A 15,784-nucleotide genomic window follows, 5' to 3' on the forward strand; every position below is an offset into this window, starting at 1 on the left:
GCGTGCCCGGCCCGGGGGTTCAGCTCACCGCCGCCACGATCACCACGCACAGCGCGGCCATCACGAAGGTGATCAGCGTCATCGCGACCATGGTGCCCCGCAGCCAGCGCCCGAGGCGGACGCGGTGCTGTGCGTGCACCGCGCTGATGCTGTCGGCGATGTGGTCCGTCACCATGCGGGCCACGTACGTCTGTTCGTCGAGATACCAGCGCTCGATGTGGGTCCTCTGCGCCGGGGTCAGCCCTGGCTCCCGGGAGACGAAGTCCGCCACGCGCTGGTGTGCCGCGTGCAGATGGGCCTCGCGGTAGAGAAAGGTCTCGATGTCGGTGAGGCCTCGTGCGGCCTCTTCACGCGCGTCCATGGTCTGCTCCAGAGAGGGAGGCGGTGTGTGGGTCGCCGCTCGTCACGAAGGCGTCCCGTGGGTGCTGGACGGAGGCGAGGGAGACGAGGTCCCTGCCGAACAGGGCCGCGGTGAGCCAGACACTGAGCACGCGGATCTTGCGCTCCCAGGTCGGCACGGCCAGGACGTGATAGCCCCGGTGCATCAGCCAGGCGGGGAACCCCTTGATGACGATGCTCCGGTACTGGAAGATGCCGCGCCCCAGGCCCAGCGTGGCCACCACTCCCAGGCTGCCGTGGCGGTAGTTCCGGACCCTGCCTCCGTGCAGTCCGGCCGCGATGTTCTTGGCGAGGAGCCTGCCCTGCCGTACGGCGTGCTGGGCGTTCGGCACCGTGCGCGCCCCCGGTATCGGCAGCGCCAGGTCGGGCACGGCCGCGTCGTCCCCGGCCGCCCACACGTCCGGCAGCGGCTCACTGTCGGGGCCCACGCGCAGGTCCGGCCGGACCACGAGCAGGCCCCGCTCGTCGACCGGCAGGTCCGTGTGGCGGCGCACGACCGGGTTCGAGGCGTTGCCGGCGGTCCAGACGATCAGTTCCGAGTCGAACTCCTCCCCGGTGGAGAGCACGACGTGCCCGTCCACGGCGGAGACGAGCTGTGCGTTGAGATGCACCTGCGCGCCACGGCGTTCCAGGGAGCGCACCACCCACTCCCCCGGTCCGTCGCTCACCTCGGGCAGGATGCGGTCCCTGGCCTCGACCAGGTGGAAGGACAGGTCCGCCGCGCTCAGCTCCGGGTAGTACTTGAGCGTCGCGGTGGCCAGCGACAGCAGTTCGCCGAAGCCCTCGACGCCGGAGAACCCGCCGCCCACGAAGGTGACGGTGAGCAGCTTGCGCCGCTCGGCGCCGGGCGGCAGTGACGCCGCCTGGTCGAACGCGGTCAGCAGCCGGTCGCGGATGGCCACGGCCTCCTCGACGTGCTTCAGACCGATGGCGTGCTGCGCCAGACCGGGTATGGGGAAGGTACGTGTCACCGCGCCGGCGGTGACGACGAGGATGTCGTAGCTCAGCTCGAAGTCGTTCCCGTCCGCCGGCCGGACCGTGACCGCCCGGTCCGCGTGCCGGACCTCCGTCACGCTCCCCGCGATCAGCCGGGTCCGGCGCAGATGGCGCCGCAGCGACACGGCGGCATGGCGTGCCTCGACCGAACCGGCCGTCACCTCCGGGAGAAAGGGCTGGTACGTCATGTACGGGCGCGGGTCGACGACCGTCACCCGTGCCTCGCCCACCCGCAGCGACTTCTCCAAGCCCCACGCGGTGTAGAAGCCCGCGTAGCCGCCGCCGACGATCAGGATCTCACGCATGGTTCCCATGGTTTCCTCTGTTTCTCGTCCGTCAGTCACAAAGACAGTTCAGCGTGCCACGGTGTGACAACGGTGGTTTCGGGGCGCCGACCGTACGGCGCGCAGGGCGTATTCGGCGAGCAGCACGGTGGACGCGGTGCCCAGGCTCAGCGCCCATTGGGCCGCGGTCAGCGGCACGGTCCCGAAGGCCGTGCCCGCCCAGGGCAGTTGGACCACGGCGACCTGTACGACGAGGACTCCGGCCAGGCAGAGCCACAGCGCGCGGTTGCGGAGCTGGAAGCGGCCCAGCACCGGGCCCTCGTCGGTGCGGGCGCCAAGGGCGTTGAACAGCTGGAACAGGACGAACGTGGTGAACGCCATGGTCAGTGCGGTGTCCGCGTCGACGTACGAGCGGGCGACGGCGAAGAGCGTCACGGTGCCCGCTGCCATGACCGCGCCCGCCCAGCCGATGGCGAGGAGTCTGCGGCCGTCCAGGATCCGTTCCCCGGGGTCGCGCGGCGGGTGGCGCATCACGTCGTCGCGGGCGGGGTCGACTGCCAGGGCCATCGCGGGCGGACCGTCCATGATGATGTTGATCCACAGGAGTTGGGCGGCCGTGAGCGGGGAGGGCAGTCCGGCGAGGGAGGCGCTGAGCAGGGTGAGGATGGCGCCGATGTTGGTGGCCAGCTGGAAGCGGACGAACTTGACGATGTTGGCGTAGATGGCCCGCCCTTCGCGGACGGCCCGCACGATCGTGGAGAAGTCGTCGTCGGTGAGGACCATGTCGGCGGCTTCCTTGGCCACGTCCGTGCCGGTGATGCCCATGGCGACACCGATGTGCGCGGCCTTGAGCGCGGCGGCGTCGTTGACCCCGTCACCGGTCATGGCGACGACGTGTCCCCGCTCGGCCAGCGCCTGGACGATCGCCACCTTGTGTTCCGGGGCGACCCGGGCGAACACACCGATGTCGTCGACGCGCCCGGCGAGTTGTTCCTCGGTCATCCGGTCCAGGTCGGCGCCCGTCACGACGTCACCGACGATGTCCAGTTCCCGGGCGATGGCCGCCGCGGTGTCGGCGTGGTCACCGGTGATCATCTTCACGGCCACTCCCGCCGTACGGCACAGGGCGATCGCGTCCCGTGCCCGCGGTCGGGGCGGATCGGCGATCCCGGCGATCGACACCAGGGTCAGCCCGGGCAGCGCTGCCGGGGTGAACTCGCTCGGCTTGCCGTCCAGCAGGGCGGTCGCCGCGCCGAGCACCCGTAGTCCGGAGCTGCCGAACCGCTCCGCCACTGCGGCGACCTCGTCCCGGCGCCCTTCGTCGAGGGCGCGCGGGCCTTCCTGGGTGAGGACGTCGGTGCACATGCCCAGCAGGACGTCGACCGCGCCCTTGACGTGGACGCGGGTGCGGCCGTCGGGTTCGGTGTGGAAGGTGGCCATGTACTTGGTGGCGCCGTCGAACGGCAGCTCGCCCACCCGGGGCAGCTCCGCGCGCGTCCATTCGGCGTCCACCCCGGCCTTGGCCGCCAGGACGACCAGTGCGGCCTCCGTCGGGTCCCCGATGTAGTAACCGCCGGTCAGACGGGCGTCGTTGCACAGGGCGAAGGGCAGCACCGCGTCACGGAGGTCGTCGTCGGGAGACACGGTATCGGCGCCGTGGACGCGAACGGCGCCTGTCGTCCCGTACCCCTCCCCCGTGACGTCGTAGAGCCTGCCCGCGCTCCACAAGGTGCGCGCGGTCATCTCGTTGAGGGTGAGCGTGCCGGTCTTGTCGCTGCATACGACGGTCGCCGCGCCGAGCGACTCCACCGAGGCGAGCCGTTTGACGATGGCGCCGCGCCGGGCCATGCGGTGCACGCCGAGGGCCAGGGTCAGGGCCAGTACGGCGGGCAGCCCCTCGGGGATCGCGGCGACGGCCAGGGCCACGGCCTGCAGTGCGATGTCCGAGAGGGGCTCGCCGCGGATCCACGCGCTGAGGGCGTAGGCGAGGACCGCGACTCCGCTGAGCAGCGCCAACCGCCGCCCCAGGCTGTCCAGTTGGACCTGGAGCGGGCTCGGCGGTTCCGTCCCGGTGCGCAACGCCTCGGCTATGGCGCCGACTTGAGTGCGCATTCCGGTGGCCGTGACGATCATCTCGGCGCGGCCCCGGGTCAGGGCGGTGTTCATGAACAGCATGTCGGTGCGTTCGGCGAGCGGTACCTGGCCGGTCGAGGCGGGGTCAACTGCCGCCATGCTCTTGGTGACCGGCTGGGACTCGCCGGTGAGGGCCGCCTCGTCCACCTCGACGGTCTCCGCGACGGTCAGGCGGCCGTCGGCAGGGACGCGGTCGCCGGCCTCCAGCAGGACCACGTCTCCGGGCACGAGGAGTTCTGCCTTCACCACCTGCTCGGTGCCGTCGCGGCGGACCTTCGCCAAGGGTACGAGCATCCGGCGCAGCGCCTCCAGGCTGCGCTCGGCGCGCCGCTCCTGCCAGTAGCCGAGCACGGCGTTGATCTGGAGTACGACGGTGATCACGACCGCGTCCCTGATGTCACCGACGGCTCCGGCCACGACGGCGGCGATCAGCAGGATGACGATGAGCCAGTTGCGGAACTGGTCCAGGAACTTCAGCCACTCGGGGCGCCGGGCCGGTTCGGACAGCTGGTTGGCGCCGTTGACCGCCGTGCGCTCGGAGACCTGCCCCGTGCTCAGCCCCACCGCCGGAACGACGCCGAGCCGGTCGGCCACCTGGGCGGCGGTCTGCCGGTAGACATCGGGTTGACCTGCGGAGACCTGCGTGGCGGTGGCCGCGCGTACGACCTCGCTCGCGGGTTGCCCGTCCAGCGTCGTCATGTGCGTCCCTCGGGTCAGCGGGCTGGTGGACTGCTTCCAGCCGTATGACCGGGCGTGGGACGCGGATGTGACACGCCCGGCCGGGAGCACCCGTCGCGGACCCTCAGCCGACGGCCACCGTCACCCCGGCGTGTGCCACCGCCTCCAGGGTCAGTACGGCGGCGGGCAGGGCCCGCACGGGCGGATCGCCGTGCCGCAGGTGGGCCACTGCCGCCGAGGCCATCAGCAGCGCCAGCCCGGTCGCGGCGGCCACGCCGACCGGGACCGAGGCCAGCCCGAGCAGCAGCCCGGCGGCTCCGGCCGCCTCCAGGGTGCCGATGACCCGGTAGAGCCCCGGGGACATGCCGAGGTGCGCCGCCGCCCGGCGCATGAACGGCACCGCGGCGATCTTCGCCACGCCCAGCGGAAGGAAGACCAGGGCGAGGGCGACGGCGAGAGTGATCCGTGCGGCCGTCACACCGACCCGTTCCGGCGTTCGGCCCCCAGGCGGGCGAAGTGGTCGATGAGGTCGGGAGCGTCCACGACGGCCGGATTGACGACCTGTTCGACCGGGGCGCCCTGGAGCAGGCGTTTGACCGGGACCTCCAGTTTCTTGCCGGTACGGGTGTGCGGGATGCCCGGGACTTCGAGGATCTCGTCGGGGACATGCCGGGGTGAGGCGCCGGTCCGGATCGCCTCCTTGATCTTCTCGCGGAGGGTGTCGTCGAGGGTCACTCCTGCCGCCGGGACCACGAAGAGCGGCATCCAGTAGCCGCCGTCGGGTTCCTCCGCGCCGATGACCAGGGCCTCGGTGATCTCGGCGAGGCGTTCGACGACGTCGTGGATGTCGGCGCTGCCCAGGCGGACGCCGTTGCGGTTCAGCGTGCTGTCGGAGCGGCCGTGGACGATCACCGAGCCGTACGAGGTGTGGGTGATCCAGTCGCCGTGCCGCCAGACGCCGGGGTATGAGGCGAAGTAGGCGTCGTGGTAGCGGGTGCCGTCGGGGTCGTTCCAGAAGCACAGCGGCATCGACGGCATGGGCCGGGTGACGACCAGTTCGCCGACCTCGTCCGTGACCGGGCGACCCTCGGCGTCGTACGCGGCCAGCGCCACGCCCAGGTGAGGCGCCGACAACTCCCCTGCCCACACGGGGGTGTTGGGCGCGCTGCCCGCGAAGCCGGACACCACGTCCGTACCGCCGCTGATCGAGGCGAGCAGCACGCGGTCGCCCACGTTCGTGCGGACCCAGGGGTAGGCGGAGGCCGGCAGGGCGGAGCCGGTGCAGCCGACGACGCGGACGGACGACAGGTCGTGCGCGGACGGGTCGATGCCGAACTTGGCCATGCCCAGGAGGTATTGGGGGCTGGTGCCGAAGACGGTCACGTGGTGGCGGGCGGCAAGTTCCCACAGGACGTCGAGCTTGGCGAACGGCGCCGGGCTGCCCTCGTACGTGCACGTCGTGGCGCCGGTAAGGAGGGTGGAGGCGACCAGGTTCCACATCATCCAGTGCGTGGTGGTGTACCAGAGGAGGCGGTCGCCGGGGCCGAGGTCGGAGTGCAGGCCGAGGGTCTTGAGGTGCTCAAGGAGGACGCCGCCGTGGCCGTGGACGATGCCCTTGGGCAGACCGGTGGTGCCGGAGGAGAACACGACCCACAGGGGGTGGCCGAACGGCACCGGCACGCAGTCGAGTTGTTCGCTGCGGGTGGACGCGTCCTCCCAAGGGACCACCAGGGAGGGGTAGTTGCGGGTGGGCCAGGGCAGGCCCACGTGGTCCACCAGCAGGGTGGCCTTCAACGTGGGCAGTGCGCGGGCGAGTTCGAGGGCCGCGTCACGGCGGTCGTGGGATGTGCCGTTGAAGAGGTAGCCGTCGGCGGCGATCAGCACGGTCGGTTCGAGCTGGGCGAAGCGGTCGGCGGCGGCCTTGGGCGCGTAGTCCTGCCCGCACACCGACCAGACGGCGCCGAGGCTCGCGGCGGCGAGGAACGCGACGATCGCGTGCGGGGTGTTGGGCAGATAGCCGACGACCCGGTCGCCCGTGGAGACACCCAGATCGCGCAGGGTGGCGGCGACGGAGGCGACCTGGGCGCGCAGCTCCTCGCCGGTGACCTCGTAGCCGGAGCCGGTCTCGTCGAGGGCGATGATCGCGGGCCGGTCGGCGGTGAGGTTGCGCAGGGCGTGGTGGGCGTAGTTGAGGGTGGCGCCCGGAAACCAGCGGGCGCCGGGCATGGTCTCCTCGGCCAGGACCCGCTCGTACGGGGTGTCCGCGTCGATGTCGAAGTACGCCCAGACCGCGCCCCAGAAGCCCTCCAGGTCGGCGACCGACCAGCGGTGCAGGGCCGAGTAATCACTGCCGTGCAGCCCGGCATGGCGGGCGAAGTCCATGATGTTGCTCTCGGCGACGGCCGCCGGATCGGGCGTCGTGAAGGGATCCGGATAGGACCTGGTCATCGTGCGGCGCTCCTCAACAGGCTTTTCTCGGCTGGACGTTGGGCGGGGATGGGGCTGCGTGCGGTGTGCAGGAGGGACGCCCAGGCGGCGGTGTCGGTGAAGTCGCTGCCTCCGGCCGGGACGATGTCCAGGACGACGCGGTCGGGGCGCAGCAGTACGGCGTCCGCCCGGCCGGCGCGCAGCCAGGCGGCGAGGGTGCCGTCGTCGCCGAGGTCGGTCACGGGCAGCGCCCGGACGCCGAGTCCGTGGGCGAGCGCGGTCAGCGAGGGCCCGGGATCGGTGGCGGTCAGGACGGTGAAGGAGTCGCCGAGCAGTTCGTCGAGTCGGACCCGGCGTCCGTCAGTGCCGGCCCAGGGTTGCGGGCAGTGGGTGCCGACCAGACGTCCGGCGCGACGGGCGCGGCGCCGGACGAGTGGCCCGGCGGTCAGGGGCGGGCTGAGGTCGCGGCCCGCCGCCTCGGTCAGGCCGGGTATGCGGCAGGCCGCGGTCAGCAGCCTGCGGCGGAGTGCGGCGGCGCCGTCCTGGCCGCCGGTCATCGCCCAGCCCATGGCGACGGCGAGCCGGACCACATGCCGTGCGTGCGGCTTGCGTTCGCTCTCGTAGGTGTCCAACAGCCTTTCATCCCCGCCCTGTTGGAGGACGCGAGCGAGCTTCCAGGTGAGGTTGTGGGCGTCCCGCAGACCCGAACACAGCCCCTGCCCCACGAACGGCGGGGTGAGATGGGCGGCGTCGCCCAGCAGGAAGACCCGTCCGCCGCGCCAGCGGTCGGCGACGCGTGCCCGGAAGGTGTACTGGGTCTCGCGGACGACCTCGAAGTCCCCGTCGTACGACGGTGCCAGCCACGGGGCGACCAGCTCGCGGACCGGTTCCTGACCGTCCCGCAGCCGGAACTCCCAGCGGTAGCGGTCCTCGCCGACGCGCATGAAGGTCGCCGGCCGGTCCGGGTCGCAGACCTGGTCGACGCCCTCCCAGCAGCGGACGGGCAGCTTCGTGCGTACGTCGATGACGGTCCAGCGTTCCTCGAAGCGCAGATCCTCCCAGACGGCGCCGATGGCCTCGCGGGTGAGGCTGTTGGCGCCGTCGCAGCCGAGGACGGCCTCGGCCCACAGCTGATGCTCGCCGTGGTCGTCGCGGTAGGTCACGCACACAGGCCCGGTGGTGTCCGTGCCGATGCCGGTGACCTCGACGCCGCCCCGCAGTTCGCACTCGGGGCGTTCGGCCAGGGCGTCGCGCAGCAGGCGCTCCAGCTCGGGCTGGTCGAACATGCTGGTCTGCGGATAGCCGTGCCGGCCGTGCGCGGAGCGCCGGAACTCGGCCATCACGCGGTGCCGGGCGTCCAGCAGCCGCAGGCCGGCAGCCGGGCGGGCGATCGCGGCGAACTCCTCACCGACGCCCGCCGCTTGGAGAACGCGGCGCACTTCGTCGTCCATGGCGACGGCACGCGGGAGCGGGTAGACGTCCTGGTGGCGTTCGAGGACGACCGTGCGCACGCCACGCCGGGCGAGCAGCAGGGCGGCGGTCACACCCACCGGCCCGGCTCCGACGATCACGACAGGGACATGACTGTCCGGTGGTCTGCTCACCTCGGGTCCGGCTTCGCGTCCGCGACGGGCGTGCGCTGCTCGCCGAGGTCGATCCGGCCGTCCGGGGTGGCGATCGTGGCGGTGACGACGTCGCCCTCGTGGAGGTAGTGCGGATTGCGGGCCTGGCTCTTGAAGAACGCCTTCCACTTCAGCGTCGGCGGCAGCAGCGCGCCGATCTTCTCGACCGGCTTGGGCGGAGCCTTGAGAGCGGTACCGCCGGGGGTGCCGGTGAGGAGGAGGTCGCCGGGGTCGAGGGTCTGGAAACGCGCCAGCAGGGTGAGCGCCTGCGCCGGGCGGACGATCATGTCGGCGAGGGTGCGGTCCTGGCGCAGATCGCCGTTGACGCTCAACTTCAGCCGCAGGTCCAGGAGATGGGCGAAGTCCGCCGGCTCCAGCAGGGCGAGGTGGGGCCCGGTGGGCGTGAAGGTGGGGTACGACTTGCTCTCGTAGAACTGCGTCTTCGTGAGCTGTACGTCACGGGCGCTGACGTCGTTGGTGATCACGAGCCCGGCGACGTACGAGGGCAGGTCCCGCTCCTCGACGACCGTGCCCACCGGCAGGGGCGCCCCCAGGACGAGGCCGAGTTCGATCTCGTAGTCGAGGAACTCGACGTGCGGCGGGCGGACGATGGTGTCGCCGGGGCCGCTGACCGAGCCGGACGCCTTGCGGAAGAAAGCGGGCGGGATGTCGCCGGTGAAACCCGAATCGCGGGCGTGGCTGCGGTAGTTGACCATCTGGGCGACCACCCGGCAGGGAGTGGTGACCGGGGAGAGCGCCACCAGGTCGGCGACGGGCGTGCCCGGCTCGCCGCTCGCGGCGGCTTCGCGCACGGCGTCGCGGTCGGCGATCAGCTCGGCCGTGGTGACGGCCTTGGTGTCGACGGGGACGGCTCGGTCGCCACGGACGGCCCACCAGCCGTCGGCGGTGCGCAGGACGTTCGTACTCATGATCAGTGCCTTTACAAAGGGAGGTGAGGGGTCGGGGGCGTCAGGAGTTCGCGGCCTTGAGGAGGCCGAACAGGCGGGCGGGGTCCATCTCGTTGTCGCCACGCAGGGCCTCGATGACGTCGCGGACGCGTTGCGGGGAGGGGCTGGCGCCGAGGAAGTCGCGGGTGGCGGGCGGTCCCCACTGGGCCAGGCCGCTGGTCGACATCGGGGCCCAGCCGGGCTCGACGTCGCAGGAGAAGAGGTCGCCGTCGGCGAAGTGCTCCAGCATGAAGCGGTCGGGGTCGCGCCAGTAGTCGAAGAGCTGACTGCCCTGGATGTGCCGTCCGATGCCCCAACTGCGCTTGTAGCCACGCTCGTTGAGGTACTCGCCGCCCGCTGCGATCGAGTCGAGGTCGGTGACCTGGTAGGCGGAGTGGACATAGCCGTTGCCCGGGCCCAGGTGCATGGCCAGGGTGTGGTGGTCGACGGCCAGGCCGCCCTGGTCGCAGCGGATGAACGCCATCGTGGGGCCGCGCCCGCGCTGCCCGTCCAGGAAGAGGAAGTCGGACACGATCATGCCGAGCGTGTCCAGATACCAGTCCAGGGCCCGGGCGAACACCCGTGTCTCCAGGACGACATGGCCCAGTCGCTGGATGCGGGACGGTTCGCGGGGCGGGCGCTGGGTGGCGTTCGTACGGCGGTGCTCGGTGCCGAAATTGAGCAACAGGGGCTGCTGTTCGGGCAGTTCAGGGAGTCGCTCGGCACAGTGAACGACCCGGACCGGGAAGCCGGAGGGGTCGAGCAGGTCGACCGCCCTGCCGCCGCCGGGCACGTCCGCGTCCCGTACGTCGGTGCCGGTGGCTCGGGCCAACCGGTCCAGGTCCGCCCGCTCGGCGGCGCGGAAGGCCGGGCCGATGAAGCGGGATGTACGGCCGCGCCGGATCACCATGCAGGGCGATCCCCCGAAGGTGCCGCGCAGCCACAGCTCCCGTTCGGTACGGGCGGCTACGCGGAAGCCGAAGTCGCGGGCGAAGACCTCGGCGCGGTCCAGGTCGGGCTTCTCGAACTCCAGCCAGGCCAGGTCCGCCACCTTGATCACGGGATTCCGGGACCGGCCCGGATGCTCGCCGCGCAGGGCGCCCTGCTCGCTGTGGAGGTCCTGATGGGCCGTCCTGGGATCGGCCCCGTTGACACGGTTTTCAGACATGGTGCCCTCCGAGCAACATTGCCGTAATGATGAAATCATCAACTGTGACAGTTCTGTCGTCAAGATGTTCGCCGCAGGAAATGATGAATTCATCAGGACTGCGATCGTCATCGTTCCCACGGCTAGAATCCGCGTATGCCTACGTCAGCCCCGCCCAGCAACCGGTTCGAGAGGCGTCGTGCGGAGACCCGCAAGGCGCTCGTCCACGCGGCCCGGCAGATCCTCGCCGAGACCGGGGACACCGGCGCCAGCATCCAGGCGATCGCCGAGCGCGCCGATGTCGGCTTCGGCTCCTTCTACAACCACTTCCAGTCGAAGACGGAACTGTTCGACGCGGCGGTGGTGGACGCCCTGGAGGAGTTCGGCCAGACCTTCGACGAGCGGCTGGCCGGGATCGACGACCCGGCGGAACTGGTCGCGGGGGGTTTCCGGCTCAGCGCCCGACTGGCCGCGTCCCACCCGGAGTTGATGCAGGTTCTGCGCCGGCGCGGCCTCGCCCATCTCCACTCGGACAACGGCCTGACCGCCCGGGCCCTGCGCGACCTCCAGGTCGGTATCGCCTCGGGCCGCTTCAGCGCCCTCGACCCGACTGTCGCCCTGTCCGCGCTGGGCGGCACCCTGCTGTCCCTGGTGGAGCTGCGGTTCGCCCGTCCCGACCTGGACGGTGACGAGGCCGCGGCAAACCTCGCCGAGATGGTCCTGCGCATGCTGGGCCTCGCGCCGGACGACGCCCACGAGGTCGCCCGGCGCCCCCTCCCCGACCTCGCCTGACCGCCCACCTCTACGCCGAGGCCGGGCGGAAGGTGACCGAGCGGCCGGTGAAACGGGCGTCGATCCCGCTCTCCGTGGTGGCGACCGACCGCAGGTGCAGCCCCTCGGGGATGTTCCGCAGCGGGACGGGCTCCTCCAGGGCCTTGCCGAGCAGCGCCTTCAGCGGCGGGAGCAGTTCGCCTTCGACGACGCGGACGTCCGTGAAGGCGATGCGGTTGCCGGTCACCGCCGAGACGGCCGCGCTCACGGTCACCTCACCGGCGAACGGCAGCGCGAGCTTCGCGTCGACCCTGCCCCGCCCGTCGCCCTGCGAGACGTCCAGGCCCAGCGCGTCCGACACGTCCTCGTACGACAGGAACGCGGTCGCCTCGACACTGCGCGCATGTGCCTCGTCGGCGCTGCCCGAGGTCTTCAGCCCGTCGAGCCCGACGGTCAGTTTCGTGACCGGCAGCGGCCTGGTCGTCCCCTCGGCAGGGATGTCGTGGGCGGTGAGGTCGACGTGGCGCAGGCTGCCCCCGGCCAGCTGGGTCAGCACGGGGAAGCCGCTGACGTGCACGGAGGGCCGGTCGGCGGTTCCCATGCCCTCCTGGAACGCCTCGGCCGTACGGCTCTCGGCTCGGGCCGCTGCGACCCGGTCGACCACGACGGCACCGACCAGCAGTGCCGCCAGGGAGACGGCGACGGCAATGATGCGCCGCCGCCTCGGCGCGGGAGGGCTCACGTACACGGCGGCGTCGCCGTAGCGGGGCTCGCCGACGAGTTCGTCATCGGCCTGGGGGTGGTACATGGGTGCCCTCTCCGGGAGGTGTGCTCGGTCAGGTCTTCGAGATCGGTGTCCGGGCGCCGGACGCGCTCGGACCCGCCGGGTCTTCGGACGTGGGCGACGGCGAGGTCGGCGTCCACTCCCATCGCGATCAGGGCGGCTGTCGCGGAGCGCGTGCCGTCGTCGGTCCAGGTGCCGGCGTTCATGCACTCCAGCAGCCCCAGCAGATATCCCTCCAGCGCCCGACACAGCGGACCGGGCGGCAGGCCGGCCCGGAAGAGCCCCTGCCGCTGCCCCCGGGCGATGATCGCCGTCGCCGTGTCACGCGCGGGGGCGAGGATCTCGTCGACCCGCTCGGCCCCGAGATCGTGCGGCGCGAGGCGGAGCAGCATGCGGTAGCGGTCCCCGACGGGCCAGACGGCGAGGACGAAGCGGGCCAGTGCCGTGACGGCGTCCGGCGCGGAAGCCTCCCGGGACGCGAGGGCCTGGCGCAGCGCCTGTGCGGCGTCCTCCACCAACCCCTCCACGAGAGCGGCCCTGCCGCTGAAGTGACCGTAGACCGTACGACGCACCACCCCCGCGGCCTCGGCGATGTCACCGAGGCTGCTGTCGGGGTCGCGGCCGAGTTCCTGCCTGGCCGCCTCAAGGATGCGGGCCCGCGTGAAGCGGGTACGGCCGCGCCCGTCGGTGTCTGCGACGTCTGGATCTGTCATGCCGGGACCTCCGATGGGCTGTGGGCGGTAGGCGCTTGGCGGTGGGCGAGCAACTCGATAGTTGCACATCAATGAGCAACAAACTAGTCTGCACATGGATGAGCAATTAACTGCTCACGCCGATCCCCCACCCCCGAAGCCTCCGCTTCACCCCCGCCGAGGAGTTTTCGATGCCGCTCTTTGTGAATACCCCCGCCGAGAAGATGACGGAGCCTTATCCCCGCCGCTGGTGGGCCCTGTTGGTGCTCTGTCTGAGCCTGCTGATCGTCGTCATGGCGAACACGTCGCTGATCGTGGCGGCGCCGGACATGACCCGGGATCTGGGCCTGTCCAGCAGCGATCTGCAGTGGGTCATCGACGGCTACACCGTCCCGTACGCCGCGCTGATGCTCGTACTGGGCTCGATCGGCGACAAGTACAGCCGCCGTGGCGCCCTGATCCTGGGGCTGCTGATCTTCGCGGGCGGCTCGGTGATGGGCGGTCTGGTCGACGAGACCGGTCTGGTGATCGTCTCCCGCGCGATCATGGGTGTCGGCGCGGCGGTCGTGATGCCGGCCACGCTGTCCCTGCTGGTCGCGATCTTCCCGAGGGCGGAACGGGCCAAGGCGATCACGGCCTGGAGCGCCACCTCCGGTCTCGCCATCGCCGCCGGTCCGCTGGCCGCCGGGTGGCTGCTGGAGAGCCACGCCTGGGGCTCAACGTTCCTGATGAACGTCCCGCTCGCCGCCCTCGGTGTCGTCGGCGTGCTCCTCCTGGTGCCGCCGTCGAAGGCCGAGAAGATGGGCCGCATCGATTACGTCGGCGGACTGCTCTCGATCGTCTCCGTCGGTTCCCTGGTGTACGCGACCATCGAGGGCCCGCACTTCGGCTGGGGCGTCGGCCCGATCACCGCGGCCGTGGTCGCCGGTGTCGGTCTGCTGGCGTTCGTCGCCTGGGAGCTGCGTCATCCGCACCCCATGCTGGACGTGCGCAAGTTCGCGGAGCGTCCCTTCAGCGGGTCGATGCTCGCGGTGCTGTTCTTCTTCTTCGGCACCTTCGGCTCGATCTACTACTCCACCCAGTTCCTGCAGTTCGTCCTCGACTACAACGCGCTGGAGACCGGCGTACGGCTGCTGCCGCTGGCCGGTGCCGTCTTCGTCGGCGCCGCGGTGACCGGGCGGCTGGCTCCGAAGCTGGGCGTGAAGCTGGTGGTGGGCACCGGCATGGTGATCGGTACGGCGGGCGTGTTCCTGCTCACGCGGATCGAGTCCGGCTCGACGTACACCGACTTCGTGGCGCCGCTGCTGATGCTCGGCTTCGCGATCGGCCTGAGCCTGGCCCCGGCCACCGACACCATCATGGGCTCGTTCCCCGAGTCGGAGCTGGGCGTCGGCGGCGGCGCCAACGACACCGCGCTGGAACTGGGTGCCTCGCTGGGCATCGCCATCCTCGGGTCGCTCCTGGCCACCTCGTACAAGGACAGGCTGACCGGTCTGGTCGGCGGTCATCTCCCGGCCGAGGCGATGGACACGGCCAAGGACTCGGTGGGCGGCGGTCTCGCGGTCGCCGAGCAGGTCGCCAAGAACCCCGACGGCGGCCCCCAGCAGGCGCAGACCCTGATCGACGCGGTCCATGAGTCCTTCGCCCACGCCATCGCGCACACCAGTCTGATCGGCGCGGTCATCATGGCGGCCGGAACGCTGATCGTGATCGCCGTCCTGCCCGGCCGGGGGCGCTCGGCGAAGCAGGGTCCGCAGGAACCGGCCGAGGCGCCGGAGGAGAACGCGACCGTGGACGCCGTCTGAGTCGCACCTGGGCCGCGCGGCCCGGAGGCCGGGGACTCCTTCCGGCCTCCACCACCCCAGAACGGGCTGTGCCTGAGCGGCGCACGGCCCCGGACGGTGCCGGGAGGGGACACCCGGCACCGTCCGTCCCCTTCTCTTTTCGCCCGCACCTGAGGCCCGACGCAACGGGGCCCACGGTCGGTCGAGGTTCGGGGTTGTCCCGCGTGGATGGGGCCCGCTGCCCGCCACCGGGCACGCGACGCGACGTCACGTCGGTCGGGTCTCCCCGCTCCGGATCGGCTCCGGTCGGCGGCTTCCGGACCCCACTCGCAGACGCGGCCCTTCGACCGGTCGGTGTCCCGTACGTCGCGACGGCCCCGACGCCCTCTCCAGAGCACGGTCCACGCTCGACGGCAGCCCCCCGGTCCAGGCGTTCGCCGCCCGCGGCTCAGTCCTCGGCGGCAGCCTCGGACGCAGACGCAGACTCGGCCGCTGCCTCGTCGACCACGGCGCTCGCCCGCTTCTCCGGGACCCCCGCCGCGATGAGTGTGGCGACGGCCACCCGGGTGCCGTCGTCCTCCAGCGCTCCGGTGTTGACCTCTTCGAGCAGGGCGATCGTCATCGCCTCCAGGCCGGCGCTCAGTACCGCCGGTGGCAGATGGGAGTGGAAGACGCCGTCCCGCTGGCCCCGCTCCACGATGGCCGTGACCGTGACACGGGCGGGTTGGAGCAGTTCGGCGACCCGTGCCATGCCCAGGTCCCGCTGGGCGAGCGCGAGGAGCATCCGGTAGCGGTCGCCCACCGGCCACATCGACAACGCGAAGTTCGCGAGCGCCCGCTCGGCCGGCTCCTCACCCCGCGTGCCGACCCCCACGGCGTCCCGGAGGGCCTCGGCGGCCTCCTCGGCCAGCGCGTCCAGGAGCGCCGCCCGTCCGGGAAAGTGCCCGAAGAGCGTGCGCCTGACGACACCGGAGGCACGGGCCAGCTCCTCCAGGGTGATGTCGGGGTTCCGGCCGAGTTCCTGGCGCGCGGTGGCCAGGATGCGCGCCCGGTTGGACCGCGCGTTGCGTCGCTGCGGCACACGACCGACGGGCTGGGACACGGAGGAACCTCGATGGGG

Annotated in this window: 13 protein-coding genes; 2 read left to right on the forward strand and 11 right to left on the reverse strand. The window is 71.6% G+C overall.

Annotated elements, in window-relative coordinates; translation table 11 throughout:
• Nucleotides 1-19: 19 nt before the first annotated feature.
• The 8 genes from ACFYXF_RS14390 to ACFYXF_RS14425 all read right to left on the reverse strand — a co-directional run bounded on the left by ACFYXF_RS14390 (nucleotide 20) and on the right by ACFYXF_RS14425 (nucleotide 10,654).
• The gene (locus tag ACFYXF_RS14390; RefSeq protein WP_389349856.1) at nucleotides 20-361 is read right to left on the reverse strand and encodes a hypothetical protein; all 342 of its coding nucleotides are present in this window, start codon (nucleotides 359-361) and stop codon (nucleotides 20-22) included.
• A complete protein-coding gene (locus tag ACFYXF_RS14395) occupies nucleotides 348-1,700 on the reverse strand; it encodes an NAD(P)/FAD-dependent oxidoreductase (RefSeq protein ID WP_389349857.1) in 1,353 nt (450 codons plus the stop codon). The genes ACFYXF_RS14390 and ACFYXF_RS14395 overlap by 14 nt, the downstream gene beginning before the upstream one ends.
• Nucleotides 1,701-1,748: 48 nt before the next feature.
• Nucleotides 1,749-4,511, reverse strand: coding sequence for a cation-translocating P-type ATPase (locus ACFYXF_RS14400; RefSeq protein ID WP_389349858.1), 2,763 nt, complete (start codon nucleotides 4,509-4,511; stop codon nucleotides 1,749-1,751).
• A 103-nt stretch (nucleotides 4,512-4,614) separates the two neighbouring features.
• On the reverse strand, nucleotides 4,615-4,968 hold the full coding sequence (locus tag ACFYXF_RS14405) for a DoxX family protein (RefSeq protein ID WP_389349859.1): 354 nt from the start codon (nucleotides 4,966-4,968) through the stop codon (nucleotides 4,615-4,617).
• Nucleotides 4,965-6,938: an acetoacetate--CoA ligase gene (locus ACFYXF_RS14410; RefSeq protein ID WP_389349860.1), complete on the reverse strand. Its 1,974-nt coding sequence runs from the start codon at nucleotides 6,936-6,938 to the stop codon at nucleotides 4,965-4,967. The genes ACFYXF_RS14405 and ACFYXF_RS14410 overlap by 4 nt, the downstream gene beginning before the upstream one ends.
• Nucleotides 6,935-8,488 carry a bifunctional 3-(3-hydroxy-phenyl)propionate/3-hydroxycinnamic acid hydroxylase gene (locus tag ACFYXF_RS14415; protein ID WP_389349861.1) on the reverse strand — a complete coding sequence of 518 codons (1,554 nt, stop codon included), beginning with the start codon at nucleotides 8,486-8,488 and terminating at the stop codon, nucleotides 6,935-6,937. The genes ACFYXF_RS14410 and ACFYXF_RS14415 overlap by 4 nt, the downstream gene beginning before the upstream one ends.
• Nucleotides 8,489-8,517: 29 nt before the next feature.
• A complete protein-coding gene (locus tag ACFYXF_RS14420) occupies nucleotides 8,518-9,468 on the reverse strand; it encodes a fumarylacetoacetate hydrolase family protein (RefSeq protein ID WP_389349862.1) in 951 nt (316 codons plus the stop codon).
• A gap of 40 nt (nucleotides 9,469-9,508) precedes the next feature.
• Nucleotides 9,509-10,654 (reverse strand): VOC family protein, encoded by a 1,146-nt coding sequence (locus ACFYXF_RS14425; protein ID WP_389349863.1) that lies wholly within the window; start codon nucleotides 10,652-10,654, stop codon nucleotides 9,509-9,511.
• Between the two features lie 135 nt (nucleotides 10,655-10,789).
• On the opposite strand from ACFYXF_RS14425, the gene ACFYXF_RS14430 reads away from it, so the two are divergent.
• Nucleotides 10,790-11,425: a TetR/AcrR family transcriptional regulator gene (locus ACFYXF_RS14430; RefSeq protein WP_389349864.1), complete on the forward strand. Its 636-nt coding sequence runs from the start codon at nucleotides 10,790-10,792 to the stop codon at nucleotides 11,423-11,425.
• 10 nt (nucleotides 11,426-11,435) lie between these two features.
• On the opposite strand, the gene ACFYXF_RS14435 is transcribed toward ACFYXF_RS14430, so the two are convergent.
• Complete coding sequence (locus tag ACFYXF_RS14435) at nucleotides 11,436-12,212, reverse strand: DUF2993 domain-containing protein (RefSeq protein WP_389349865.1); 777 nt, start codon at nucleotides 12,210-12,212, stop codon at nucleotides 11,436-11,438.
• The gene (locus ACFYXF_RS14440) at nucleotides 12,143-12,901 is read right to left on the reverse strand and encodes a TetR/AcrR family transcriptional regulator (RefSeq protein WP_389349866.1); all 759 of its coding nucleotides are present in this window, start codon (nucleotides 12,899-12,901) and stop codon (nucleotides 12,143-12,145) included. Before ACFYXF_RS14440 ends, ACFYXF_RS14435 begins: the two co-directional genes overlap by 70 nt.
• Nucleotides 12,902-13,071: 170 nt before the next feature.
• On the opposite strand from ACFYXF_RS14440, the gene ACFYXF_RS14445 reads away from it, so the two are divergent.
• Entirely contained in the window at nucleotides 13,072-14,685 is a 1,614-nt protein-coding gene (locus tag ACFYXF_RS14445) for an MFS transporter (protein WP_389349867.1), read from the forward strand.
• Nucleotides 14,686-15,112: 427 nt separating this feature from the next.
• On the opposite strand, the gene ACFYXF_RS14450 is transcribed toward ACFYXF_RS14445, so the two are convergent.
• A complete protein-coding gene (locus ACFYXF_RS14450) occupies nucleotides 15,113-15,766 on the reverse strand; it encodes a TetR family transcriptional regulator (protein ID WP_389349868.1) in 654 nt (217 codons plus the stop codon).
• Nucleotides 15,767-15,784: the final 18 nt, after the last annotated feature.

Origin of the sequence: Streptomyces sp. NPDC002680, from assembly GCF_042889145.1 — a bacterium.
GTDB lineage: Bacteria > Actinomycetota > Actinomycetes > Streptomycetales > Streptomycetaceae > Streptomyces > Streptomyces adonidis.